The organism is Streptomyces sp. McG3, from assembly GCF_018619185.1.
In the GTDB taxonomy this organism is placed as follows: domain Bacteria; phylum Actinomycetota; class Actinomycetes; order Streptomycetales; family Streptomycetaceae; genus Streptomyces.
In genome coordinates, this window is the sequence record NZ_JAAXYC010000009.1 from 34588 (window position 1) to 53335 (window position 18748).

Genomic DNA, 18748 nt, shown 5'->3' on the forward strand with positions numbered 1-18748 from the left:
GTCCGTCGTTTCCGCCGAATCGACGACGGGTTGGCCTGGGTGGTGTGACCGTAGAAGCGTTCTGGGCGCGCACCCTGGAAAATTCTTCCGGGGTCGTCCGGGCAAGGACGGAGAGAATCTGGCCATGCGCGGAATCAGCGACACCTTGACCATCGGCGAGCGCGTCGCGTGGTACCGACGGCGCCGCGGGCTGTCCCAGGACATACTGGCCGGGCTCGTGGGCAGGACCACGGACTGGCTGAGCAAGGCGGAGAACAACCGCATCGAACTCGACCGGCTCTCCGTGATCCAGACCCTGGCCGGCGCCCTCGGAGTGACGGTCGGCGACTTACTGGGCGAGCCGACGCTCGTGAACTGGGGTACCGACACCGGTCGGCACGCCCTGCCCGACCTGCGTGCGGTCCTCATGGACTACCGCACGCTCACCTCTCTGTTCACTGCTGGCCGACAGGAGGGCGAGCCGATCGGACTCGTGGAACTTCGCCGGGACATATCCGCCGCAATGGACGGCTACCAGGCGGCGCGGTACGCGTGGGTCGCCGACCGGCTCCCCGAGCTGCTCGCGTCCGCGCTTGCCGCCACCCGCGCCCACCATGGCGCAAAACGCGACGAGGCCCAGCGGCTCTTGGCGCTCGCGTACCAGGCCACCGCCCAAGTACTGGGGAAGGTGGGCGAAGCAGAACTCGCCTGGATGGCCGCGGACCGAGGACTCGCCGCCGCCCAGCAGAGCGGTGACCTCGCAGTGACCGGGTCGCTGCTGAGGTCCGTAATGCACTGCCTCACCTCGACCGGCCGGTTCGACGCCGCTCTGAACCTACTGGAGGACGCCGAGACACTGCTGCGGCCGACGGATTCGGAGTCGTCCGGAGAGCAGGTGGCCGTATACGGCGCGCTGCATCTGGCTGGCGCGATGGCAGCGGCCCGCGCCGGAGACCGGAACGCCGTACGTGACATCCTCGGCCGGGCCGATCAGGCCGCTCAGCGCCTCGGGGCGGACAGCAATGCGCTCTGGACCGCGTTCGGCCCCACCAATGTCGCTATTCACACGGTGGCCACTGCCGGCGAGCTCGGTGACCACCAGATCGCAGCCGACCTCGGACAGCGCGTGGACACCAGCGGCCTCCCCGTCGAGCGGCAGGTGCGCCACCATCTCGAAATCGCCCGAGCCCTCGCGGCCCGCAACCGGGGCGACGAAGCCCTGGAGGTTCTGCTCCAGGCGGAGTCTCTCGCACCCGAGCAGATCCGTCACCACACCATGAGCCGGGAACTGGTCCTCCGCTGGATACGCAACTCTCGAGGTCGGCCTCACGGCAATCTCACCGCGCTCGCCCGACGGCTCCACGTCGTGGCCTGAAGGCATCGGCTGCGGTCGACCGCGTCACGGATAGGGTGCCCCGCATGGACCGCAGCGAATTCCTGGCCGGCAAGGCCACACCCCTCTTGGCGGCCGGCGCCCTGTTCTTCGACGAGGCCGGACACGTGCTGCTGGTCGAGCCGACCTACAAGGACTACCGCGATATCCCTGGCGGATACGTCGAGCAGGGAGAGTCACCGCTCCAGACGTGCGTCCGCGAAGTGCGGGAAGAACTCGACATCGCCCCGCCGATCGGGCGGCTCCTCGCGATGGACTGGGCTCCCTCGGAAGCGGAGGGCGACAAGATCCTTTACCTGTTCGACGGTGGAGTCCTGGACCAGGCTACCTTGAACCGTGTCGTGTTCAAGGACGGCGAGATCCGGGCGGTCGCCTTCCACCCGGTCTCCGAGATCGCGAAGCTGACCATCCCGCGCCTGGCCCGCCGGATCGGGCAGGCCGTCCAGGCGCGGCAGCGCGGCGAGACGGTGTATCTGGAGCACGGGGCGTTCCCGGGAGTTGACAGCACCCAGTAGAGACGCGAACGCCCTCCAATACGACCGGCTTGTGGAGCACAGTGGACCGTGCCCGCTCCCCCTGCTCCATGGCTTGGGCGACTCGACGGAGTCCGAGCTGATCGGTACCCGCCATACGGCCCGACCGCACCCGACCGTCGCCGGGTACGGCGCTGCTGGATCGGCCGGAAGGCCAACGCCGTAAGGGTTCTCAACCGGGGTGCGGGAGGGTTGCACTTTGGTTTTGCTTGCAGCTCTGCTTGGGTTGCAGTTCCCGCGCTACGCCCCTTGACATCTACGGGCAGGCTTCGGTCCGGCAAGCATTACACGCCATCGCTGCGTTGCGACCGTAGCGGCGCATCAGCTGGGAGCACCGGAGACACGGACCAACCTCCCACGGCGGGCAACCGAGGGCCGCCGCTGCCGCGGTCCGCTCCACCGCAGTGATCCAGGTGCTGCGGCGCTGACGCTGAGCGGGCATGCGGGCGAGGGTGAACCCGCCTGTGGGCTGTCCCAGGTCCCTGACTGGTCGGGCGTCGCTCTTGAACCAGCCTTCTTCTCCAGCACGGCAGGTCCAGTCGACCTCCTGCTCGGAGAAGGTAATCTCGTCATCTTCCTCAGGCTCCTGTGCCTTGGGTAAGGGATCCCACTGGCCGGTCAGCTCCCGCCAGGTCCCGCAGTCGGCGCGGGGAACCCACATGTGGCGACCCGCCCGGCCGCCCCTCCGGCTCGGTACGAAGACCGGCACACTGTCCCCGGTCGCACTGGTGAGAATGAGGTCCTCGATCCGGACGGAAGGCTTGGGCGGATCGCAGAGCGCGGGAAGAAACCACTCGGCGTGAATCGCGCCGCAATGGCCTGCCCCCTCGGTGTCGGGGCAGTGCAACGCGCTACTCGACAGGCAGCGCCAGACCTGAAGGTGCCGGTAGCCACCACGGATGATCATCTCGCTACCGTCGGCGATCTTCTTCCAGGACATGTCGTCGACCCTGGCCCAAGGCGCCCGGTCGATGAGGGCCGCCCGGTCGTCCTTCGCGACCCACAGCGGCGTGATGTCGTGCTCCATCGCGATGATCGATCGCCGGTGGACGCTGCTGGGACTGAGTGGGGAGTACTGGATCTCCCATCCGATCCGGACGCCGGCAGGCCCCGTGACCATCGCGTCAGTGACGCCGCGCCGATTGGGCAACCCCACCTCGGCGTCGGCGGACAGTCCGAACTGAACGGCGGCTTGGACGATCCGCTCCTTGGTGGCCTTGTGCTGGTCACTTTCCGCCGGTGTCGGCTTGTGTGTGATCGGCAGGTGGGCGGCGACCAAGGGGTAACGCCCCCCGACACGAGCGCGCCGGATGAACATCCACGGCGATTTGCCACCGGTCTCGGATGCACACGGCTTCCCTGCTCTGTGCGCGAGGCACTCCAGCAGTTGCGGGTTCCGCTCGGAGACGCTCGTCATGATCTCTTCGAGCAATCCGGGGTAGCCGTCGGCCCCTAGATCGGGCCGCGTCAGGTTGATCTCAATGTCGTACTGGGTGTGCCACACGCCATTGGCCATCAACCCACGATAGGAGCGACCGCTCACACGCAACAGAGTGCACCTGGGCCCGAACTGCCTTTGCCGACGCTGGGTTGAGCGAGGCCAGCCAGCAGGATCCGGCTGGGCAGTCGCCAGCCGAGGGTGCCACAAATCGCACTGCCGTGTGGCGCCCTTGGGCCCATGTCTCTCGAACGAGTGGAGATACCTGGCCCCATTTCTCGGCGGGCCGCTAGGAAGGCAGGACAGCCAGCGTCGGCCTGGATCCGGCGCTGGGATTTCCGTCGCTGACCGAGGAGAAGAACGATCAAGCCCTTCATAGCCCCGGAAGAATCCACGACGCTGCCTCGAAGAACGCGCGCATCCCGCGCCGATATCGACCTCGACGCGCTCCCTCCACATACCCTCGTCGTCAAGGACGGCCAGGTGACTCCGATAGGGAAAGTGGTCATCGCGAAGGTGGCCAGCGACCTGACGGCCGTCTGCCAGGGGGCTGACGACCCGCAGGCCGCGATCCAGCTGGTCCTACAGCTCATCCCCAAGCACATGGCAGAGATCGTCCGCGAACGCAGCCACGTCGAACCCAGCCCGCTGCGCGCCGCCCTCACCAGCGTCGTCGGGTCCGAATGTCTGGAACGACGCCCGAGCCGCGACGCCCTCACCGGTGATCGAACGGACGGCCAGCCGGACGCCGACGAAACCTGGCACGACCGTCTGCCGTGCACCCAACAGCATGGCCACAGCGACCACTACCGTGACGCTCTCGGGCGGAACTGGCAACGAGCGGAGGTATCGGCATGACGCTTCTGACGCGTAGGCGCCTCTCTGGCGTTTCACTCCGCGTGCACCGAGGAGATTCGGCACAATCAACGGCTATCACGCTGCGCCGTGAGGGACAAAGCTGTATAGCCGCCTATGATCCCGAACGAATCTCCCTCGACGCAGCAACCATGCTCATCCGTATGCTCTCCTCCAGCGAGGGCGAGATCATCTCCGAAGTGGTCCTCGACGATCACGACCCGGCTCTGGCGGCCTTGTACCACGCAGCCTCGAAGCTACTCCTGGACGTAGAGATCACCGATGGGCCGCGGATCACGTGTCCCACGGTGAGAGCACGCGGCCAGGACCCGGCGCGAGCGACCTACTTCATTCCCCAGGGCTGGGACCTGACCGACGCCCTCGACGAATTGCCTGCTGCCTTCACCGACGCCAGGCCGGAAGCAGCTCGCAATCTGAAGTTGATCGAGCGGGCCAAGAAGGACTCCGAAGGCAAAATCGACCATGCCCTCGACATAGTGGCCATGCTAATCCTGGAGACTGACGATCCGGATAGCGTCTACGACGAAATGCTGAGCCTGTTCGACGAGGGCCGCTCCGAAGAGACGACAGTCGACGCCCCCGCAACGGCAGCTTGACCCGGTCGAAGAGCAAGCCAAATCGGGCAGCAGCGACACCACATGAAGCGACTCCGTGGTTGCAGTTCTGGTTGCCTTCACCGGCGTACGGCACCGTTCAGAAGCTTCGCCCACACCCCCTGCACCGTAGGTCAGGACGCTCCCGAGCCCTCCGGAACCCCGGACGAACATTAGGAAAGCGTCTTTGGGGCGGTCAAGCCCAATGAGCTCGAATCTCGTATCCTCCGCCAGTGCCTCACCGGGCACGTTGTCGAAGGCCCCACCGTTCGCGGTGGGGCCTTCGACGTTGAGGGTTGCAGTTGGCGCGATCAGGCGGCGACGGCCTCTTCGCGCCGAAACAACTGGCCACGTTCTTGTACGCCCGGCCTGGGCGCTCTGGCAAGGTTCCACGCATGGGTGTCTCCGAGAAGACGCGCAAGATCGTGTAGGCCGAAGCCGGCGGGAGAGGCACACATCGTGGCCCAATCCGAGCGCAGCGCACGGGTGGGGAAGCTCGACGATGACTCTAGACAAGCATCTCGCCATCGCCGACAAGGCCGAACCCGCCCTGCGCCTGTTGCTGTGTAGCACGCCTGTCCACCTCGGTCCGGCCCAGGCACAGGTCGGCAGTCACGTCCGCCAGCTCGCCGAGACTCTGATGAAGGCGGAGCTGTGTGTACCACTGACCGCGGGGTTGTCTTCGGGTTACGCCAAACCGGTCATGACCGCGACCTGGGGTTCACCCCATCAGAGCGCGAGCTGAAAAGGCTCACTCATAGGGGCCGAGGAACCGTGAGCCGTTCAGGTGGATCAGGTGGTCAGGCGCGTCAGCCACCCAGGCTTCGGTCTCCCATGCAAGGTCGGCCAGCCACTTGCGCATCGTGGCGCGGTCCGGGAAGCAGTTCACAAACACCAGCCCTGCCTTTTCCGTCGCGAAGAGGTTCTTCAGGTGCTCACGCCGTCCGAAGTCGATCGGTCCGTGAGAAGTGACGGCTTCCATCAGGAAGAGCCAACCGCGCTGCTCGTCGTAGACCACGAGGTCCGGGTTCTTGCCGTGCTCGTCGAAGGCCAGCCCGAGACGTGCGAAGACGTCGTCTTGGCGGATGTCGTAGCGGTGATCCTTGGCGTCCCCCAGGTAGAGCACCTGTCCGCCGGGGGCGAAGCGAGGGCAAAACTCCTCGACCATGTCCCGGATCAGGGGGTTCTGGCCACCGGGAGAGAGGCGGAACAGAGAGCCGTCGGGCAGCGTGACCGGGAGCATCTGCATCTCGCGGGTGGCCCTGTAAGCGGCCTGCTGGGTGGGAGCTTCGGCTACCCAGGCGTCGAGGGCTTCTTGGAACCCCCGGGTGCCGAAGAGACGCACTACGGACAGAGCAGCCGGAGCGATCCGGTAATTATTCTTGGAGGAGTTGACCGCGCGCCCTTCGGGGGCATCGGAGTTGTGCTCAGCGAACCCCGCGTCGACGAACTGGTGGAGCGTCTGTTTGCGGAAGGTCTCGCGCGAGTTCGGCGCGTACCCCTTGCCCCATTTCTCCGCAATGACGCCCATGATTTCCGTGACGCCGAGACGCGGGTTGGTCGCCGCGTTCCACGGCTCGCCGGGCTCCAGGCCGAGCAGAACGAGGGCCGTCAGAGCGGACCTGTTGTTGCAGCGGACCTTGTCGAAGCCGAAGGCTTGCAGGAGGGCGCTGACGTTGTCGACGGATGCTCGTAAAGTGCTGATCACACTGCGGAGCCTACGACAGCGGGAAACAAGTCAGCCACGAGTGCGTCGAGCTTTGCCTGCTCCGGGAGCCATTCCGGCGCGTTCTGCGCCAAGCGCACCAGGTCGTCACGGGAGGGGAAGGGGAGCATCTTGACGTCCCCGGCGTTGACCTGGGTGTGTCCGGAGAAGGTGCGGAAGATCGCGTCGAGCGTCGAGGAGTTCAGCCAGAGCATCAGCCCGTGCGCGAGCTGAGGGTCGATAGGCCCCTTCTTCTCGTGCAGGTAGTTGGTCTTGTTGTCTAGGGCAACCGGGCCGTCGTGCTTCCAGACGCCCGCGACCACGCGCCGCTTCTCCTCCTTGGCGGAGAAACGCTTGATGACGACGTAGCGCCCTTCGGGCAGGAGTAGTTTGCGGGCGGCCTCGGTGCTGGGGGAGAAGCCCTGTGGCTTCTTGGCGGGGCGCTGTGGCCACTCGATCTCTCCGCCGCGCACGTTGGCCTGGTAGACCATCGGCACGACATTGTCGGCGCTAAGGTCCTCGGTCAAGTGTTCGCGGTTGCGGAAGTCGACGACCTTGCCCGTGCTGACGCCCAAGCCCAAGTCGGCCAAGGTAAACGAGACGGCCGGCGGCACGACAGCGGAGTCATCGAAGCGGACGAACCGCTCGCGGTCCCCGGGCAGGACCACGGCGCCGAACGGGACGGTACGGCGCAGCGGGACGTCGTCGTGCGCGATCGACGCCGACAGGACGACCTCTGGCTGCTGGTCGCCTCGCGTGCCAGCCACGATGACGTTTTCCTGGAGGACTCCGGTGTCAGCAAAGACTGTGTTGCGGCTCTCAAAGACGTGTAGGAGGTCGAGGCTGGTGCGGTCGAGCATCCACTGGCGGAAGGCGCGATGGTAGGTGCCGTTGGCCCAGGAGCGGGGCACGATGATCGAGATCTGGCCGCCGGGGGCAAGAGCGGCTGTAGCCCTGGCCCAGAAGGCCGTGTAGATGTTGCTGGTATCGACCAGGACGTGGGCTGTGTGCGTACGGTGCAGGCTGCCTGCGGCGAGCTTTCCGTAGGGTGGGTTGGCAACGACAAGGTCGAACGGCCTGTCAATGAGTGCGTCGTCGTCCGTGAGGTAGTCGCCCTGCACGAGGTCGAACGTGGTGCCGTAGGTTGCCCTGCATTCCTCGAGCGTGGTCCGCAGGTAGGGCGTGACCTGCGGGTCGGTCTCCACAGCAACGACGTGAACGTCCAGGTCAGGGCGGCCTTCGTGCAGTCGGGTCACCAGCGCGGCGGTCAGTGAGCCGACCCCGGCGCCAGGATCCAGAACGCGCACCGAACGGCTCAGGGCGTCTAGGCGAGGCATCGAGGCAATCAAGGCGGCGGCTGGTGCAGGGGTAAAGAACTGCCCCAGGGCGGCCTGGGTCCGAGGGGCAAGGAAACTGAGCGCCTCCACCCGTCGCGCCTCGGTGTTCTCGATCAGTTTCACGTCACGATCCTCTCACGGGGCATCCCGGGAACCGTGTGTCATGCGCTGATCGGCAAGCGTGACCGAGCCGCCGTGTGCCCAGCCAGCGGTTCTTGATCTCCCAACGTGAACCCGACTACTAAGCAGCCGGCCACTCGCCACATGAGTCGACGGCATCTGCAAACTCACGCCAGCAATCTTTGACGAAGCACAGTCGAGACAGGGAGGCACTCCGCTCCTGGGAGAATTCTGGGAGATGATCTTCCTTCGGAGGGCAACCGAACCCTCGTCACGCCACCTCAGACCAACGCCCTGACCTGCATGTTTGCAAGCTCCGCAGGTCTCGATCTTGCTCGAACCTCGTTCGGGACGAAGAGGTCGTGGGTTCAAATCCCGCCACCCCGACAGCTGAAACACCAGGTCAGGGGCCTGATCCACTTAGTGGATCAGGCCCCTGAGTGGTTTCCGGGGGCGTCTTGGGAGCCGTTTGGGAGCCGTTTGGGAGCCGATCTCGGGATCCGGCTCCCCGTTGGCTCCCGAAGCAGTTCGGCGTTTCTACGATTCGGCGAGATAGCCCTCGTAGAGGGACCCCGCCCGCGTACGCTCTGGGCGTCCGACGCACCGCGCCGGGCGCACGAGGGGGCATCGTGGATCATCTCTTCACCGTGGACGGCCGGACGGCCACGCCGATATCGCGCACCGGGCTCGCCGCCGAGAGCCTGCTGGAGCGGCGGCACCTCCAGGAATGGGTGATCGCCCATCCCCAGGTGCTCGGGGAGTCAGTGCTCGTGATCACCGCGGAGTACGACCGGTGGGCCGACACCGACGGAGTGCCGGCCCGCGACCGGCTGGACGTGCTCGGGTTGGATGCGACAGGGCGCCTCGTCGTGGTCGAGCTGAAGCGGGGGACGGCCGACCGGGACGTGCACCTCCAGGCGATCACCTACGCCGCCCTGGTGTCCCGCTTCGACCTCGACACCCTCACCCAGGCGCACCGCGACTTCCTGTCGCGCAGGGGGCAGACCCTCGACATCGGCGCGTGCAGGCAGCGGCTGCTCGACCACGTGGACGGGGAGTGGAGCCCGGCGTTGCTCCAGCGGCCTCGGCAGGTGATCATCGCCGCCGACTTCCCCAAGCAGGTCACCCACTCCGTCGTCTGGCTTTCGGAGATGGGCATCGACATCGACCTCGTCCAGGTCGGCCTGTGGCGGGTGGAAGGGCATATCGTCGCCGGGTTCACCAAGGTCTATCCGACCCCGGAGGTCGAGGAGTTCACGCTCACCCCGACCCGGGTCGAAGGCGAGGCGGCGGCCAAGAAGCTGCAGGAACGCTCGCGTTCACGCAACGCCGTCCACGTGCTTGTCGGCGCGGGCCTGTTGCCTGATGGGACGAGGCTGCTAATGACACCGCGCCACGGTGTGACGGAAGCGATCCGCGCCGAGATCCGGGCGTGGGTGGCGCAGGACACCGGCCGGGCAGCCGCCACCTGGACCAATGACACCGCCAAGCCACTGGTCTGGGACGCGGACGGAGCCTCCTACTCCCCTACCGGGCTGGCCAACCACATCTTCACGAACGTGACCGGACGCACCGCCGACGGCATACAGGGAACGACGTGGTGGGACGTGGACACCGCCCATGTGCCCGCCGACGTCGACCCCGACGCATGGGCCACGCTCGCAGGGTCCGACCTCACCGGGCTGGCCAGGCAGCTCAGCGGCACTCGCAAGGACTGGACCGGGCTGCACACTCTGCTGAGCGGTGTCCCGGCTGGGCGATGGACCACCTACGGCGACCTGGCGGCGGCGGTCGGGAGCCATGCCGTCCCCATAGGTCAACACCTCGGCACCTGCGGTCGATGCCCCAACCCCTGGCGCGTCCTCACGGCCGCCGGGAAGGTCAGCCCCGGCTTCCAGTGGCCCGACCCCTCGCGTACGGACACCGCCGCATCCCTCCTGATCAGGGAAGGCGTGCGCTTCGATGGGGACACCGCCGACCCGGACCAGCGCCTGCGCCAGGACGAGCTCCGACACGTCCTCGACGGCTGAGAGCCCTTCGAAGCCCTCAGCCCATCGTGACCGGTCCCTGGCTCAGGCGTCAGCCCCGCCGAAGCGCTCGCGGTAGGACTCCAGGTCCTCCTCCGTGATCTTCGCGAAGAGCACCGGCGGCACGGTGAACGGCGTGCCGGCCGGGACAGCGTCCAGGGACTTCGTCTGCTCGGCGGTCACCCAGGTCGCGGTGTCGTTCTCCAAGGCGAAGGCCCCGCGCATGGCGGCGGCCGAGGCCGGGATGAACGGCTCGGAGACGACCGAGTAGAGGTGGATGAGGTTCATCGCCGTGCGCAGGGTCAGGGCCGCGCCGTCCGGGTCGGTCTTGATCTCCAACCAGGGGGCCTTCTCCTCCAGGTAGGAGTTGCCCGCCGACCACAGGGCACGCAGGGCGGCGCCGGCCTTGCGGTACTGGAGAGCGTCCATGTGCTCCTCGTACTCGGCCAGCAGCCGCGCGATCTCCTCGCCGAGCTTCGTCTCCGCCTCGCCGGCCACCGCGCCTGCGGGAACCTCGTCGCCGAAGCGCTTGCGGGAGAAGGAGAGCACGCGGTTGACGAAGTTGCCGAGGGTGTCGGCCAAGTCCTTGTTGACTGTGGCGGCGAAGTGCTCCCAGGTGAAGGAGGAGTCATCCGACTCGGGGGCGTTGGCGATCAAGAAGTAGCGCCAGTAGTCGGCCGGGAGTGACTCCAGCGCGGCGTCGGTGAAGATGCCGCGCTTCTGGGAGGTGGAGAACTTGCCGCCGTAGTACGTGAGCCAGTTGAAGCCCTTGACGACGTCGACCTTCTTCCACGGCTCGCGGACACCGAGCTCCGTGGCCGGGAACATCACCGTGTGGAACGGGACGTTGTCCTTCGCCATGAACTGGGTGTAGCGGACGGTGTCGTCGGCCTCGTACCACCACGACTTCCAGTCGCGCCTCTCGCCGTTCGGGGCGGCGTCCGACCACTCCTTCGTCGCGCCGATGTACTCGATCGGGGCGTCGAACCAGACGTAGAAGACCTTGCCCTCGGCCGCCAGCTCCGGCCAGGTGTCCGCCGGGACCGGCACGCCCCAGTCCAGGTCGCGGGTGATCGCCCGGTCGTGCAGACCCTCGGTCAGCCACTTGCGGGCGATGGAGGACGACAGGTGCGGCCAGTCGGCCTCGTGCCGCGCCACCCACACCTCGACCTCGTGCTGGAGCTTCGACTGGAGCAGGAACAGGTGCTTGGTCTCGCGGACCTCCAGCTCCGTGGAGCCGCTGATCGCGGAGCGCGGGTCCAGCAGGTCGGTCGGGTCCAGGACGCGGGTGCAGTTTTCGCACTGGTCGCCGCGCGCCTTGTCGTAACCGCAGTGCGGGCAGGTCCCCTCGACGTACCGGTCAGGGAGGAAACGACCGTCGACCGGCGAGTACACCTGGCGGATCGCCCGCTCCTCGATGAAGCCGTTCTCGTTCAGCTGCCGCGCGAAGTGCTGGGTGATCTCGACGTTCTGCTGCGAAGAACTACGTCCGAAATAGTCAAAGGCCAGCTGGAAGCCGTCGTACACGGCCTTCTGCGCGTCGTGAGCCTGCGCGCAGAACTCCGCCACCGACGTGCCGGCCGCCTTGGCCGCCAGCTCGGCGGGCGTCCCGTGCTCGTCGGTCGCGCAGATGTACAGGACGTCGTGACCACGCTGGCGGAGGTACCGGGAGTACACGTCCGCCGGAAGCATCGACCCGACCATGTTGCCCAGGTGCTTGATCCCGTTGATGTAGGGAAGCGCGCTGGTTACCAGGTGTCGAGCCATCCTTGGATGCTCCATTTCGTACGTTTGGCGCCTGGCGGCAGTGCCACGGCGGACCGAAGTCGGGAGGGTGCAGCAGGCGCGACCGCGCAAGGTCGCTCAACCGTGTCACGCATGGTGACGGCCGGATCTGCAAGCCGCCGCAATCGTATGGCACCCGGGGGCCACTCCGCCGGGTCGTTTACCGGCGGCCGGGCTCGCGCGGAAAGGCGCTCGGCCGTCCGAGACAGGCGGCCAAGCAAGTCTCGAACGGCCGAGGCGGTCCTCATATTAGGCCCGTATGTCCGTGGTTACGCATCCCCCTCTTCATCCGAGGCCCAATAGGCGGTCCGTATGATCCGAGAACCAACTTCCAGCAGGACCGTGTGCTCCCGATCGGACTTCACCCCTGCGATCGGGAAGTCCGGGTGCCTCGCGCCGCCCAGACTTCGCCTCGGCCCGTGTTACCGGCGTACACGCAGGAGGGCGTCGAGCACGTGCACGGGCGACGTGGGATACATCGACAAGCGGGCAGCGAGTGCTGCGTCCCACTGCTCTGTCAGGCCGAGCATGAGGCGCTTGCGCATGCCAGGGGTGACGTGGGCATAGCGTGCTGAGACGGAGCCGTCGATGTCTCCCATGCGCTGGTCCATGAGGACCTTCTCGGTGCCAAGGTCCTCCATCACGGTCCTGTGGGTGTGGCGCAGTCCGTGGGGCGTGAGGCCCTTGGCGATCGGGAGCCAGCAGGCGTCGGCCCGTTGGCCGGCGCCGCGTCCTCGTGCGGGGACTCCGGGCCACGGCTCGCCTAGTAGCGGTACGGGGCGTGCTTCCTGCGGTGCCTTCTTCGGATACCAGCCCGATACCGCTGGGGTGAACAGCCACGTCGCGAATCCGTTCCTGCGCCAGTGGACCGCAGGCTCAACCACCGTGCCGCCTCGTACGAACCCAAGATCCGTGATGGCCTCCTCCACCCGTATTCGCGTCGCCTCGGTGACGCGATCGGGGTGGTTGAGGACGTTGGACACCGTCCCAGTGGAGACTTCGGCCCGGCGTGCGACATCAACGAGTTTCGCGCCCTGGTGCCCTCCGGTGCGAGCTGCACCCTGTCCGCGGAAGACGTAGGTCCTGCCGTGGCAGGGGGATGGGCAGCATCTGGACCAGGCCGACCCAGTTCTCTTCGTCCGCCTTGGTATGGGTGGCTCGGACCCTCCAGCGGCCAGCGGGCAGCGCAACCGGCGCCTGGGAGGGCATCCCGCCGCCGGGATACTCGGTGTCGAGCGCGGAACCTGCTTCGGCAGAGTCCATGAGTGTGGCTGGTCCGTCTGATGACCACGTGCCGCACTCCTCCCACTCAGTGGCGGGGTTTGCAAGAACAGCCCTGGCCGCCGCCTTCAGCCCGGCCTCGGAGTCAGCCGCAAGCCACCGCAGGAAGGCCCGATGCTCGGGTAGAAAACAGCTGGTGGCTGGCTCGTCCGCCAACACCAGTGCTTGCGCACCGTTCTCGCCAACGGTGATCACACCAGCCAAACCGTCCACCGCGCAGGCCCGGTCGTAGTCGTCTGGAGCGGTGGCGTCCCCCACCATGACCCCGGTCTCCGTACACCCACGCCATGCAGCCAACGCGGAGACGGGGACAGCGATCAAAGGCCCGCCCATCGACTCCGCCCAGACAGGGGAGGTGCAGGACGCATGGGCTTCGGGAGACGAAGAAACGCTCATGACGTCAGTGTGCCCTCGCCCACTGACAACGCCCACGGTGGCGACTGGCACCAGGGCAAAAACGGCCCAGGGTCTCCCGCACCTGCAGTTACGGGACAGCCCTTACTGATCGTTTCAGAATGAGGTTCTGAGCCGTCTCAAGCAGATGATGCTGCAGGCGAGTTGGAGGAGGCCCAGGTGAAGGTCGGCGCGTATCTCGTAGCGGATGCGGAGCCGTTTGAACTGGTGGAGCCAGGCAAAGGTCCGCTCGACAACCCATCGAGTCTTGCCCAGGCCGGAACCGTGCAGGGCACCACGTCGGGCGATCTTGGGAGTGATGCCGCGAGCCCTGATGAGACGGCGGTACTTGTCGAAGTCGTAGCCGCGGTCGGCGAACAGCCGCCGGGGCCGGTGCCTTGGCCGGCCGCGCAGACCACGAATACGGGGCATCGCGTCCAGCAGGGGCATGAGCTGAGTGACGTCGTGACGGTTTCCGCTGGTCAGAGAGACAGCGAGCGGAGTTCCGTTCCGATCGACGATCAGGTGGTGCTTGCTGCCCGGCCGCGCTCGGTCAACCGGCGAAGGTCCGGTGTGAGCCCCCCTTTGAGGGCCCTGACGTGCGAGGCATCGATCGCCGCGTCGTCCATCTCCAGCAGTCCGTCTCTGCGAAGCTCTGCCAGCAGGACTTCGTGCAGGCGGGGCCACACTCCAGCCTCGGTCCAGTCCCGCATACGACGCCAGGCCGTCACCCCACTGCACCCGACAAGCTCAGCGGGGACGTCCCGCCAGCTCACACTCTTGCGCAGCACGTAAACGATCCCGCACAGAGCAGCACGGTCATCGGCAGGCAACCGCCCCGGGTAGCGGTGCCGACGCGGAGCACGAGCCGGCAGCAGCGGAGCCACACGTTCCCACAGGTCATCAGACACAAGATCAGCAGACACCCAACAGATCCTGCCGACACATCACCCAACCGCCAAGGGGCACAGCAAACTTCATTCTGAAACGATCAGTTAGTCGACGATGAAATCGGGAGCTCGCCGCCTCCGGCCTGAGCAAAACATCTCGCACCCTAGTGCCCACGGTCAGCGGGACAACCGGCCCCAGTCCCCGGCAGACCGGCTGCCGTTCTGACTCACGGAGTGTCGAGATCTAGGTACGTATCCGTAGCGGGGTGGGGCCATGGGAGTTCTTCGTAGTCGATCACCTGCTGCGCGATGTGAGCCTTGGCCTCTATCGTTAGCTTTTCAATGTCATGAACGACACCACCATGAGTGCGCCGACGCCCATCATGCACCGTGTCCCACTTACTCTTCTTGCTCTGGCGGGTCGTCGCCCCCTGCTCTTTGCTGCCGAAGCCCTTGAGCTTGCTGTTCCAGACTGGCGTGTATCCGACCCTCAGCGCGTTCTCCCCCAGATCGGCGTGAACGTCAGGCAGCAGGAGGGCCCGAAACCGGAACTCCACGATCGGCAGGCCGCCTTCCATGATCGACAGACGGTGTTGCTTAAGCCTGCTATGAAGGGGGTATCGCTCCCGAACCCTCTCCCCAGTAGCGCTGTTACTGGAAAGGGCCTGCCCCGCGTAAACGGGGATTTGGAGGCTGGCGAGCGGCAGATACATGTCCACGCTCGCACCGCGAAAGTACAGGGCATACAGCCCTGAACCCTCGAACCTCGAGATCTCGTGGGTCATGGAGACCAGAGGTTGCCGCTCGAAGGTCTCGCAGATGGTGTTCGCGATCTGCTCGGTTGACAGAGGGTCGAACCACGCGGGGGCGTACTCGGCAGGCATGGCTTCCTGATCGGTGATCGGCCCGTCTGCGGGAAGACCCCGCTGGAACGGACTAGGTCGACTACTACGTGTCCTGCTCACCCGTCGGCACGAAGAGGTCATCCTCGGCGATCCCCCGGGCGGCGTCTCGGTAACTCTGCCAGACCGGCAGTACCGCCAGGCGCTCTTGTGCTCGCTCGGGAACTCCGGGTACCGAAAAGCCTCACTGCGCGGGCCAGTCGATCACCAAGGGCCTTGGTGATGCTCAGCCGAAAATCATCGTGGCGGGCGCCCGGGCCGACCGACCTGGCCGCCTGCGCCATCCCCCTGACCCTCTCCGCCGTGTTGATCACCACGAACTCTATGGTCTTGCTCACTTTTAGGCGACCCGTTCGAGTGATGGTTCGCCATGATCACCAACTCCGCGGTATGGTTTCGCCATGGTTGACCTGCCTGAAGAAGCGAAGAAGCAGCGGACCAGCGTTGAACTGTTCGCGGGTGGAGGCGGCCTTGCCATGGCGGTCCACCAAGCAGGCTTCCGCCCGCTCCTGTTCAACGAGTTCAACAACCGCGCCTGCGAGACACTCATCTCGAGTGCGCGAAAGACCCTCGGTGTCGACGGCTTGAAGCGCACCGAGGAGAAGAAGCCTCAGCCGCCAAAACCGGGGCAGCCCGCCCCCCTCTATCCGGGCGACGTGCGCGACCTGGACTTCAGCGCCTTCCAGGGCGAGGTCGATGTCCTGGCAGGAGGCCCTCCGTGCCAGCCGTTCAGCGCCGGCGGGGTCGCCAAGGGCGATGAAGACAAGCGCAACATGTTCCCGGCCATGTTCAAGGCAGTGCAAGAGATGCGGCCGAAGGTGGTTATCTGCGAAAACGTCCGCGGACTCCTGCGGCCGTCTTTCGTCGACTATTTCCAGTACATCCAGAACGAGCTGAGTCTCCCGTTCGAGAAGCGCGACGATGAGGTCAAGTGGCAGGATCACAACGCTGACCTGACGCGCATTCTCGATCAACTATCTGACGACGACAGCAACCCGGATCACTACAGAGTCGTGATGGTGCCGGTCAACGCCGCCAGCTATGGCGTCCCGCAGGTACGCAACCGGGTCGTAATCGTAGCCTTCCGAGCCGACCTCGGCGTGGACGTCGACGGCTTCGAGAAGTACGTGAAAACGGAGAGATTCTCCGAGGCGGCCCTGTTCCGGTCCATGCGCGACGAGGACGGACCCTACTGGAAGCGCCACCCAACCGTAGAGGACCACGTTCGCGACCGAGTGCGTGCGCGTCTCCCGAAGGTGATCAAGGAAGACGACTGCCAGCCGTGGCGCACAATGCGCGACGCCATTCAGGGACACGGCACGGACGTGAAACTCCCGGCACTCCCCCCTGTCGATAGGAACCGACTTTCGGAGAAGTTCGACTTCGGTGAAGAGATCGGAGCCGTCGGTCACGTCGGTTGGCCTGGAGCCCGTATCTACAAGGGGCACACCCCGAACGAACTCGATCGTCCCGCGAAAACGGTCAAGGCCGGCGTTCACGGCGTGCCAGGCGGCGAGTCCGTGATGCTGCTGGACGAGCGGGTCCGCGACGTCTCAGCACCGGGTGGTTTTACCTACTTGCACCGCTACATGACCGTGCGCGAGACCGCCCGGGTAATGACGTTCCCGGATGAATGGCATGGCTCAGGCCCTCGAGGCGAGCAAATGCGGCAGTTGGGCAACGCCGTGCCGGTCGCTCTCGGTGAGTTCTTCGCCAAGGCCGTCTCCGATGCCCTGGCTGCGGCGGGACACTAGCTTCATGCCGCAGACAGGGGTCGGGGGGCGCTGGAAGGACAGGCTGCCTCCGGAACGCGCGTATAAGCGTCGAGCTGGCGCGGCCGCGCCAGCAGTTGAGCAAGACCGCGCCGCCGGCGGTCGCAATCGGCGCAACGTCGACCTGGGTGACGGGCGTCTCGCACGCGCCTCCGTCACACTCCGCCTCTACCGGAGTACACGTCGCGTTCGCGCATATCTACGGTGGTCACAAAACGGCAAGACTGAGGAGCGCTACGTCTGCGAAGTCGAGTTCGACTCACGCAAGCAGAACCTTGCTGAGGCATGGCGACAAGCCCGAACAAAGGGGCTCTTGGCGCAAGAGACGCTGCCGCCCGAGTCGACCGCGTCGTCGCTCGAGGTTCGAGCCTCGATGCGCGGCAACCGCGGCAAGGACACCAAACCAGAACTGCTGCTCCGCAGGCTGCTCCATCGCCGCGGCGTGCGCTACCGGGTCGACGCCCGGCCAATCGCCGACGTCCGGCGGAGAGCCGACCTCGTGTTCCCCGGCGATCGCATCGCGGTATTCGTGGATGGCTGCTTCTGGCATGGCTGCCCGGACCATTACAGGCCCGCAACGAAGAACGCAGACTTCTGGCGGGAAAAGATCAACCGCAACAGGGCGAGGGACACTCAGACCAACGACACCCTGACGGCGGCTGGTTGGACAGTCATCCGAGTTTGGGAGCACGACGACCTCGCCCGAGCAGCGACCCGAATCGAGAACGCCGTCCGGCGAAAGCGCGGTGCAGCGCATCTCGTCGCTACAGCGGGCGACCATTGATCAGATCACTGACAGCCTCTTCTAGACGGCGCAGGACGATCTGGCCATCCCCGTCGCTGTGAGCCAGCAGTGTCTCACCGGGGTCAATCCCAGCCTCGTCCAAGACGCTCATGGGCAGGGCAACCGTGCCGTCGGCGCCTACGGTGACTTCGGATGGGCTTCGAATCATGACGCCAGTCTTCCATGCGTGGTGGAGGAAAGATCAGGCGCAAAAGCGCACTGCAGCAAGTGAGTCAGCTTGCCACGCGGTCTGAACCGACACGAAGATGACGACTGCGGCCTGGGCCGAGGCGCGGCCGCGGCCGCTGGTGGAGGTACGACCGCCACCAGCCGGATGGATGCGCGTCATTATCTTCGGCAAGGGCCTCGATGCGCGTGGCAGAGAAAACCCTCCGGTCCCTGCTGCACAGACAGCATCTACGCCACCACGTCTCTGCGGCTCCCGTGCCGACACTGCGCCGGACGCGGATCTCGTCTCGAGGGCCCGAGTCCCGGTCTTGATGGACAGCTGTCATTGGCATGTCCGTCAGCGTCTACGGCCAGCGGCGAACGTCAGGAATTTTGGCGAGACACGACCATCGCGAACGGAATCCCGGACGCCGAGCGGCGGAAACATCCCGCGGTTCTGGGAACACGAAAATCTGAGGCTGCCGCGGAACGCGCCGTGAAACTGGACGACCAAGGAAACCGCGCGCTATGACGGCCACATCTGTTTTCCTCACCACCATCTGTGACTAAATCATCCCTGTTCGCGTGGGTTCAACACCTTCCTCCCCGTCCCGGTAGCCACACAGTTCGCCGGGGTTCGCAAACTCCGGCCAGATTGTCGGTGGGCCCCTCTAACCTCGGGATCGGACGTTCGGCTCATGAGGGTCGGGCGGCTTCGCCGTACCCAGACACGCCGCAGCCGCCGCGACAGCGTCCCGATTCCGCCAGGAGG

General features: G+C 66.0%; 16 protein-coding genes and 1 pseudogene. 8 read left to right on the forward strand and 9 right to left on the reverse strand.

From position 1 onward, the window contains the following. The first annotated feature begins 124 nt into the window (after window positions 1-124). Entirely contained in the window at window positions 125-1354 is a 1230-nt protein-coding gene (locus HET64_RS03035; RefSeq protein WP_215101920.1) for a helix-turn-helix domain-containing protein, read from the forward strand. 44 nt (window positions 1355-1398) lie between these two features. Further along, window positions 1399-1887, forward strand: a complete 489-nt coding sequence (locus HET64_RS03040) for an NUDIX hydrolase (RefSeq protein ID WP_215101922.1) — start codon at window positions 1399-1401, stop codon at window positions 1885-1887. 274 nt (window positions 1888-2161) lie between these two features. Here the strand turns inward: HET64_RS03040 and HET64_RS03045 are convergent, their stop codons facing one another. After that, window positions 2162-3421 (reverse strand): hypothetical protein, encoded by a 1260-nt coding sequence (locus tag HET64_RS03045; protein WP_251144685.1) that lies wholly within the window; start codon window positions 3419-3421, stop codon window positions 2162-2164. 423 nt (window positions 3422-3844) lie between these two features. On the opposite strand from HET64_RS03045, the gene HET64_RS03050 reads away from it, so the two are divergent. From HET64_RS03050 to HET64_RS03060, 3 genes are all read left to right on the forward strand, one after another. Continuing rightward, window positions 3845-4201, forward strand: a complete 357-nt coding sequence (locus HET64_RS03050; RefSeq protein WP_215101924.1) for a hypothetical protein — start codon at window positions 3845-3847, stop codon at window positions 4199-4201. Next, a complete protein-coding gene (locus HET64_RS03055) occupies window positions 4198-4815 on the forward strand; it encodes a hypothetical protein (RefSeq protein WP_215101926.1) in 618 nt (205 codons plus the stop codon). The genes HET64_RS03050 and HET64_RS03055 overlap by 4 nt, the downstream gene beginning before the upstream one ends. Before the next feature lie 499 nt (window positions 4816-5314). After that, on the forward strand, window positions 5315-5557 hold the full coding sequence (locus tag HET64_RS03060) for a hypothetical protein (protein WP_215101928.1): 243 nt from the start codon (window positions 5315-5317) through the stop codon (window positions 5555-5557). A 6-nt stretch (window positions 5558-5563) separates the two neighbouring features. Here HET64_RS03060 and HET64_RS39775 read toward each other — a convergent pair whose 3' ends face one another. Both HET64_RS39775 and HET64_RS03070 read right to left on the reverse strand, forming a co-directional pair. Continuing rightward, window positions 5564-6520 (reverse strand): BsuBI/PstI family type II restriction endonuclease, encoded by a 957-nt coding sequence (locus HET64_RS39775; RefSeq protein ID WP_215101930.1) that lies wholly within the window; start codon window positions 6518-6520, stop codon window positions 5564-5566. Further along, complete coding sequence (locus HET64_RS03070) at window positions 6517-7977, reverse strand: class I SAM-dependent DNA methyltransferase (RefSeq protein WP_215101932.1); 1461 nt, start codon at window positions 7975-7977, stop codon at window positions 6517-6519. Before HET64_RS03070 ends, HET64_RS39775 begins: the two co-directional genes overlap by 4 nt. A 626-nt stretch (window positions 7978-8603) precedes the next feature. On the opposite strand from HET64_RS03070, the gene HET64_RS03075 reads away from it, so the two are divergent. Next, window positions 8604-10004, forward strand: coding sequence for an MGMT family protein (locus HET64_RS03075; protein WP_215101935.1), 1401 nt, complete (start codon window positions 8604-8606; stop codon window positions 10002-10004). 42 nt (window positions 10005-10046) lie between these two features. Here HET64_RS03075 and metG read toward each other — a convergent pair whose 3' ends face one another. The 5 genes and pseudogenes from metG to HET64_RS03100 form a co-directional block, all read right to left on the reverse strand. After that, a complete protein-coding gene (gene metG / locus HET64_RS03080) occupies window positions 10047-11768 on the reverse strand; it encodes a methionine--tRNA ligase (RefSeq protein ID WP_215101936.1) in 1722 nt (573 codons plus the stop codon). A 440-nt stretch (window positions 11769-12208) separates the two neighbouring features. Then, a pseudogene (locus HET64_RS03085) lies at window positions 12209-12889 on the reverse strand (LacI family DNA-binding transcriptional regulator); the annotation flags it as partial. Then, window positions 12804-13463: an immunity 21 family protein gene (locus tag HET64_RS03090; protein ID WP_308369765.1), complete on the reverse strand. Its 660-nt coding sequence runs from the start codon at window positions 13461-13463 to the stop codon at window positions 12804-12806. The gene HET64_RS03090 and the pseudogene HET64_RS03085, both read right to left, overlap by 86 nt. A 114-nt stretch (window positions 13464-13577) precedes the next feature. Next, window positions 13578-14386 (reverse strand): IS5 family transposase gene (locus HET64_RS03095; RefSeq protein ID WP_215101938.1). Its coding sequence is split into 2 segments (ribosomal slippage): window positions 13578-14047 and window positions 14047-14386, totalling 810 coding nucleotides; the frame shifts between segments, so codons are not numbered across the junction. A 191-nt stretch (window positions 14387-14577) separates the two neighbouring features. Continuing rightward, entirely contained in the window at window positions 14578-15234 is a 657-nt protein-coding gene (locus HET64_RS03100) for an Eco29kI family restriction endonuclease (RefSeq protein ID WP_215101940.1), read from the reverse strand. Window positions 15235-15653: 419 nt separating this feature from the next. Here HET64_RS03100 and HET64_RS03105 point away from each other — a divergent pair, with 419 nt between their 5' ends. After that, entirely contained in the window at window positions 15654-17006 is a 1353-nt protein-coding gene (locus HET64_RS03105) for a DNA cytosine methyltransferase (protein ID WP_215101942.1), read from the forward strand. Between the two features lie 331 nt (window positions 17007-17337). Further along, a complete protein-coding gene (locus HET64_RS03110; RefSeq protein WP_251144686.1) occupies window positions 17338-17808 on the forward strand; it encodes a very short patch repair endonuclease in 471 nt (156 codons plus the stop codon). Here HET64_RS03110 and HET64_RS39975 read toward each other — a convergent pair. Further along, a complete protein-coding gene (locus HET64_RS39975; RefSeq protein WP_215101944.1) occupies window positions 17789-17977 on the reverse strand; it encodes an AbrB/MazE/SpoVT family DNA-binding domain-containing protein in 189 nt (62 codons plus the stop codon). The two genes, HET64_RS03110 and HET64_RS39975, sit on opposite strands and share 20 nt — an antisense overlap. Window positions 17978-18748: the final 771 nt, after the last annotated feature.

Excerpts from the sequence above, each read along its gene's own strand:
- HET64_RS03035 (WP_215101920.1), top strand. The coding sequence starts at position 125 with ATGCGCGGAATCAGCGACACCTTGACCATCGGCGAGCGCGTCGCGTGG.
- HET64_RS03040 (WP_215101922.1), top strand. The coding sequence starts at position 1,399 with ATGGACCGCAGCGAATTCCTGGCCGGCAAGGCCACACCCCTCTTGGCG.
- HET64_RS03045 (WP_251144685.1), bottom strand. The coding sequence starts at position 3,421 with ATGGCCAATGGCGTGTGGCACACCCAGTACGACATTGAGATCAACCTG.
- HET64_RS03055 (WP_215101926.1), top strand. The coding sequence starts at position 4,198 with ATGACGCTTCTGACGCGTAGGCGCCTCTCTGGCGTTTCACTCCGCGTG.
- HET64_RS03060 (WP_215101928.1), top strand. The coding sequence starts at position 5,315 with ATGACTCTAGACAAGCATCTCGCCATCGCCGACAAGGCCGAACCCGCC.
- metG (WP_215101936.1), bottom strand. The coding sequence starts at position 11,768 with ATGGCTCGACACCTGGTAACCAGCGCGCTTCCCTACATCAACGGGATC.
- HET64_RS03090 (WP_308369765.1), bottom strand. The coding sequence starts at position 13,463 with ATGAGCGTTTCTTCGTCTCCCGAAGCCCATGCGTCCTGCACCTCCCCT.
- HET64_RS03100 (WP_215101940.1), bottom strand. The coding sequence starts at position 15,234 with ATGCCTGCCGAGTACGCCCCCGCGTGGTTCGACCCTCTGTCAACCGAG.
- HET64_RS03105 (WP_215101942.1), top strand. The coding sequence starts at position 15,654 with ATGGTTGACCTGCCTGAAGAAGCGAAGAAGCAGCGGACCAGCGTTGAA.
- HET64_RS39975 (WP_215101944.1), bottom strand. The coding sequence starts at position 17,977 with ATGATTCGAAGCCCATCCGAAGTCACCGTAGGCGCCGACGGCACGGTT.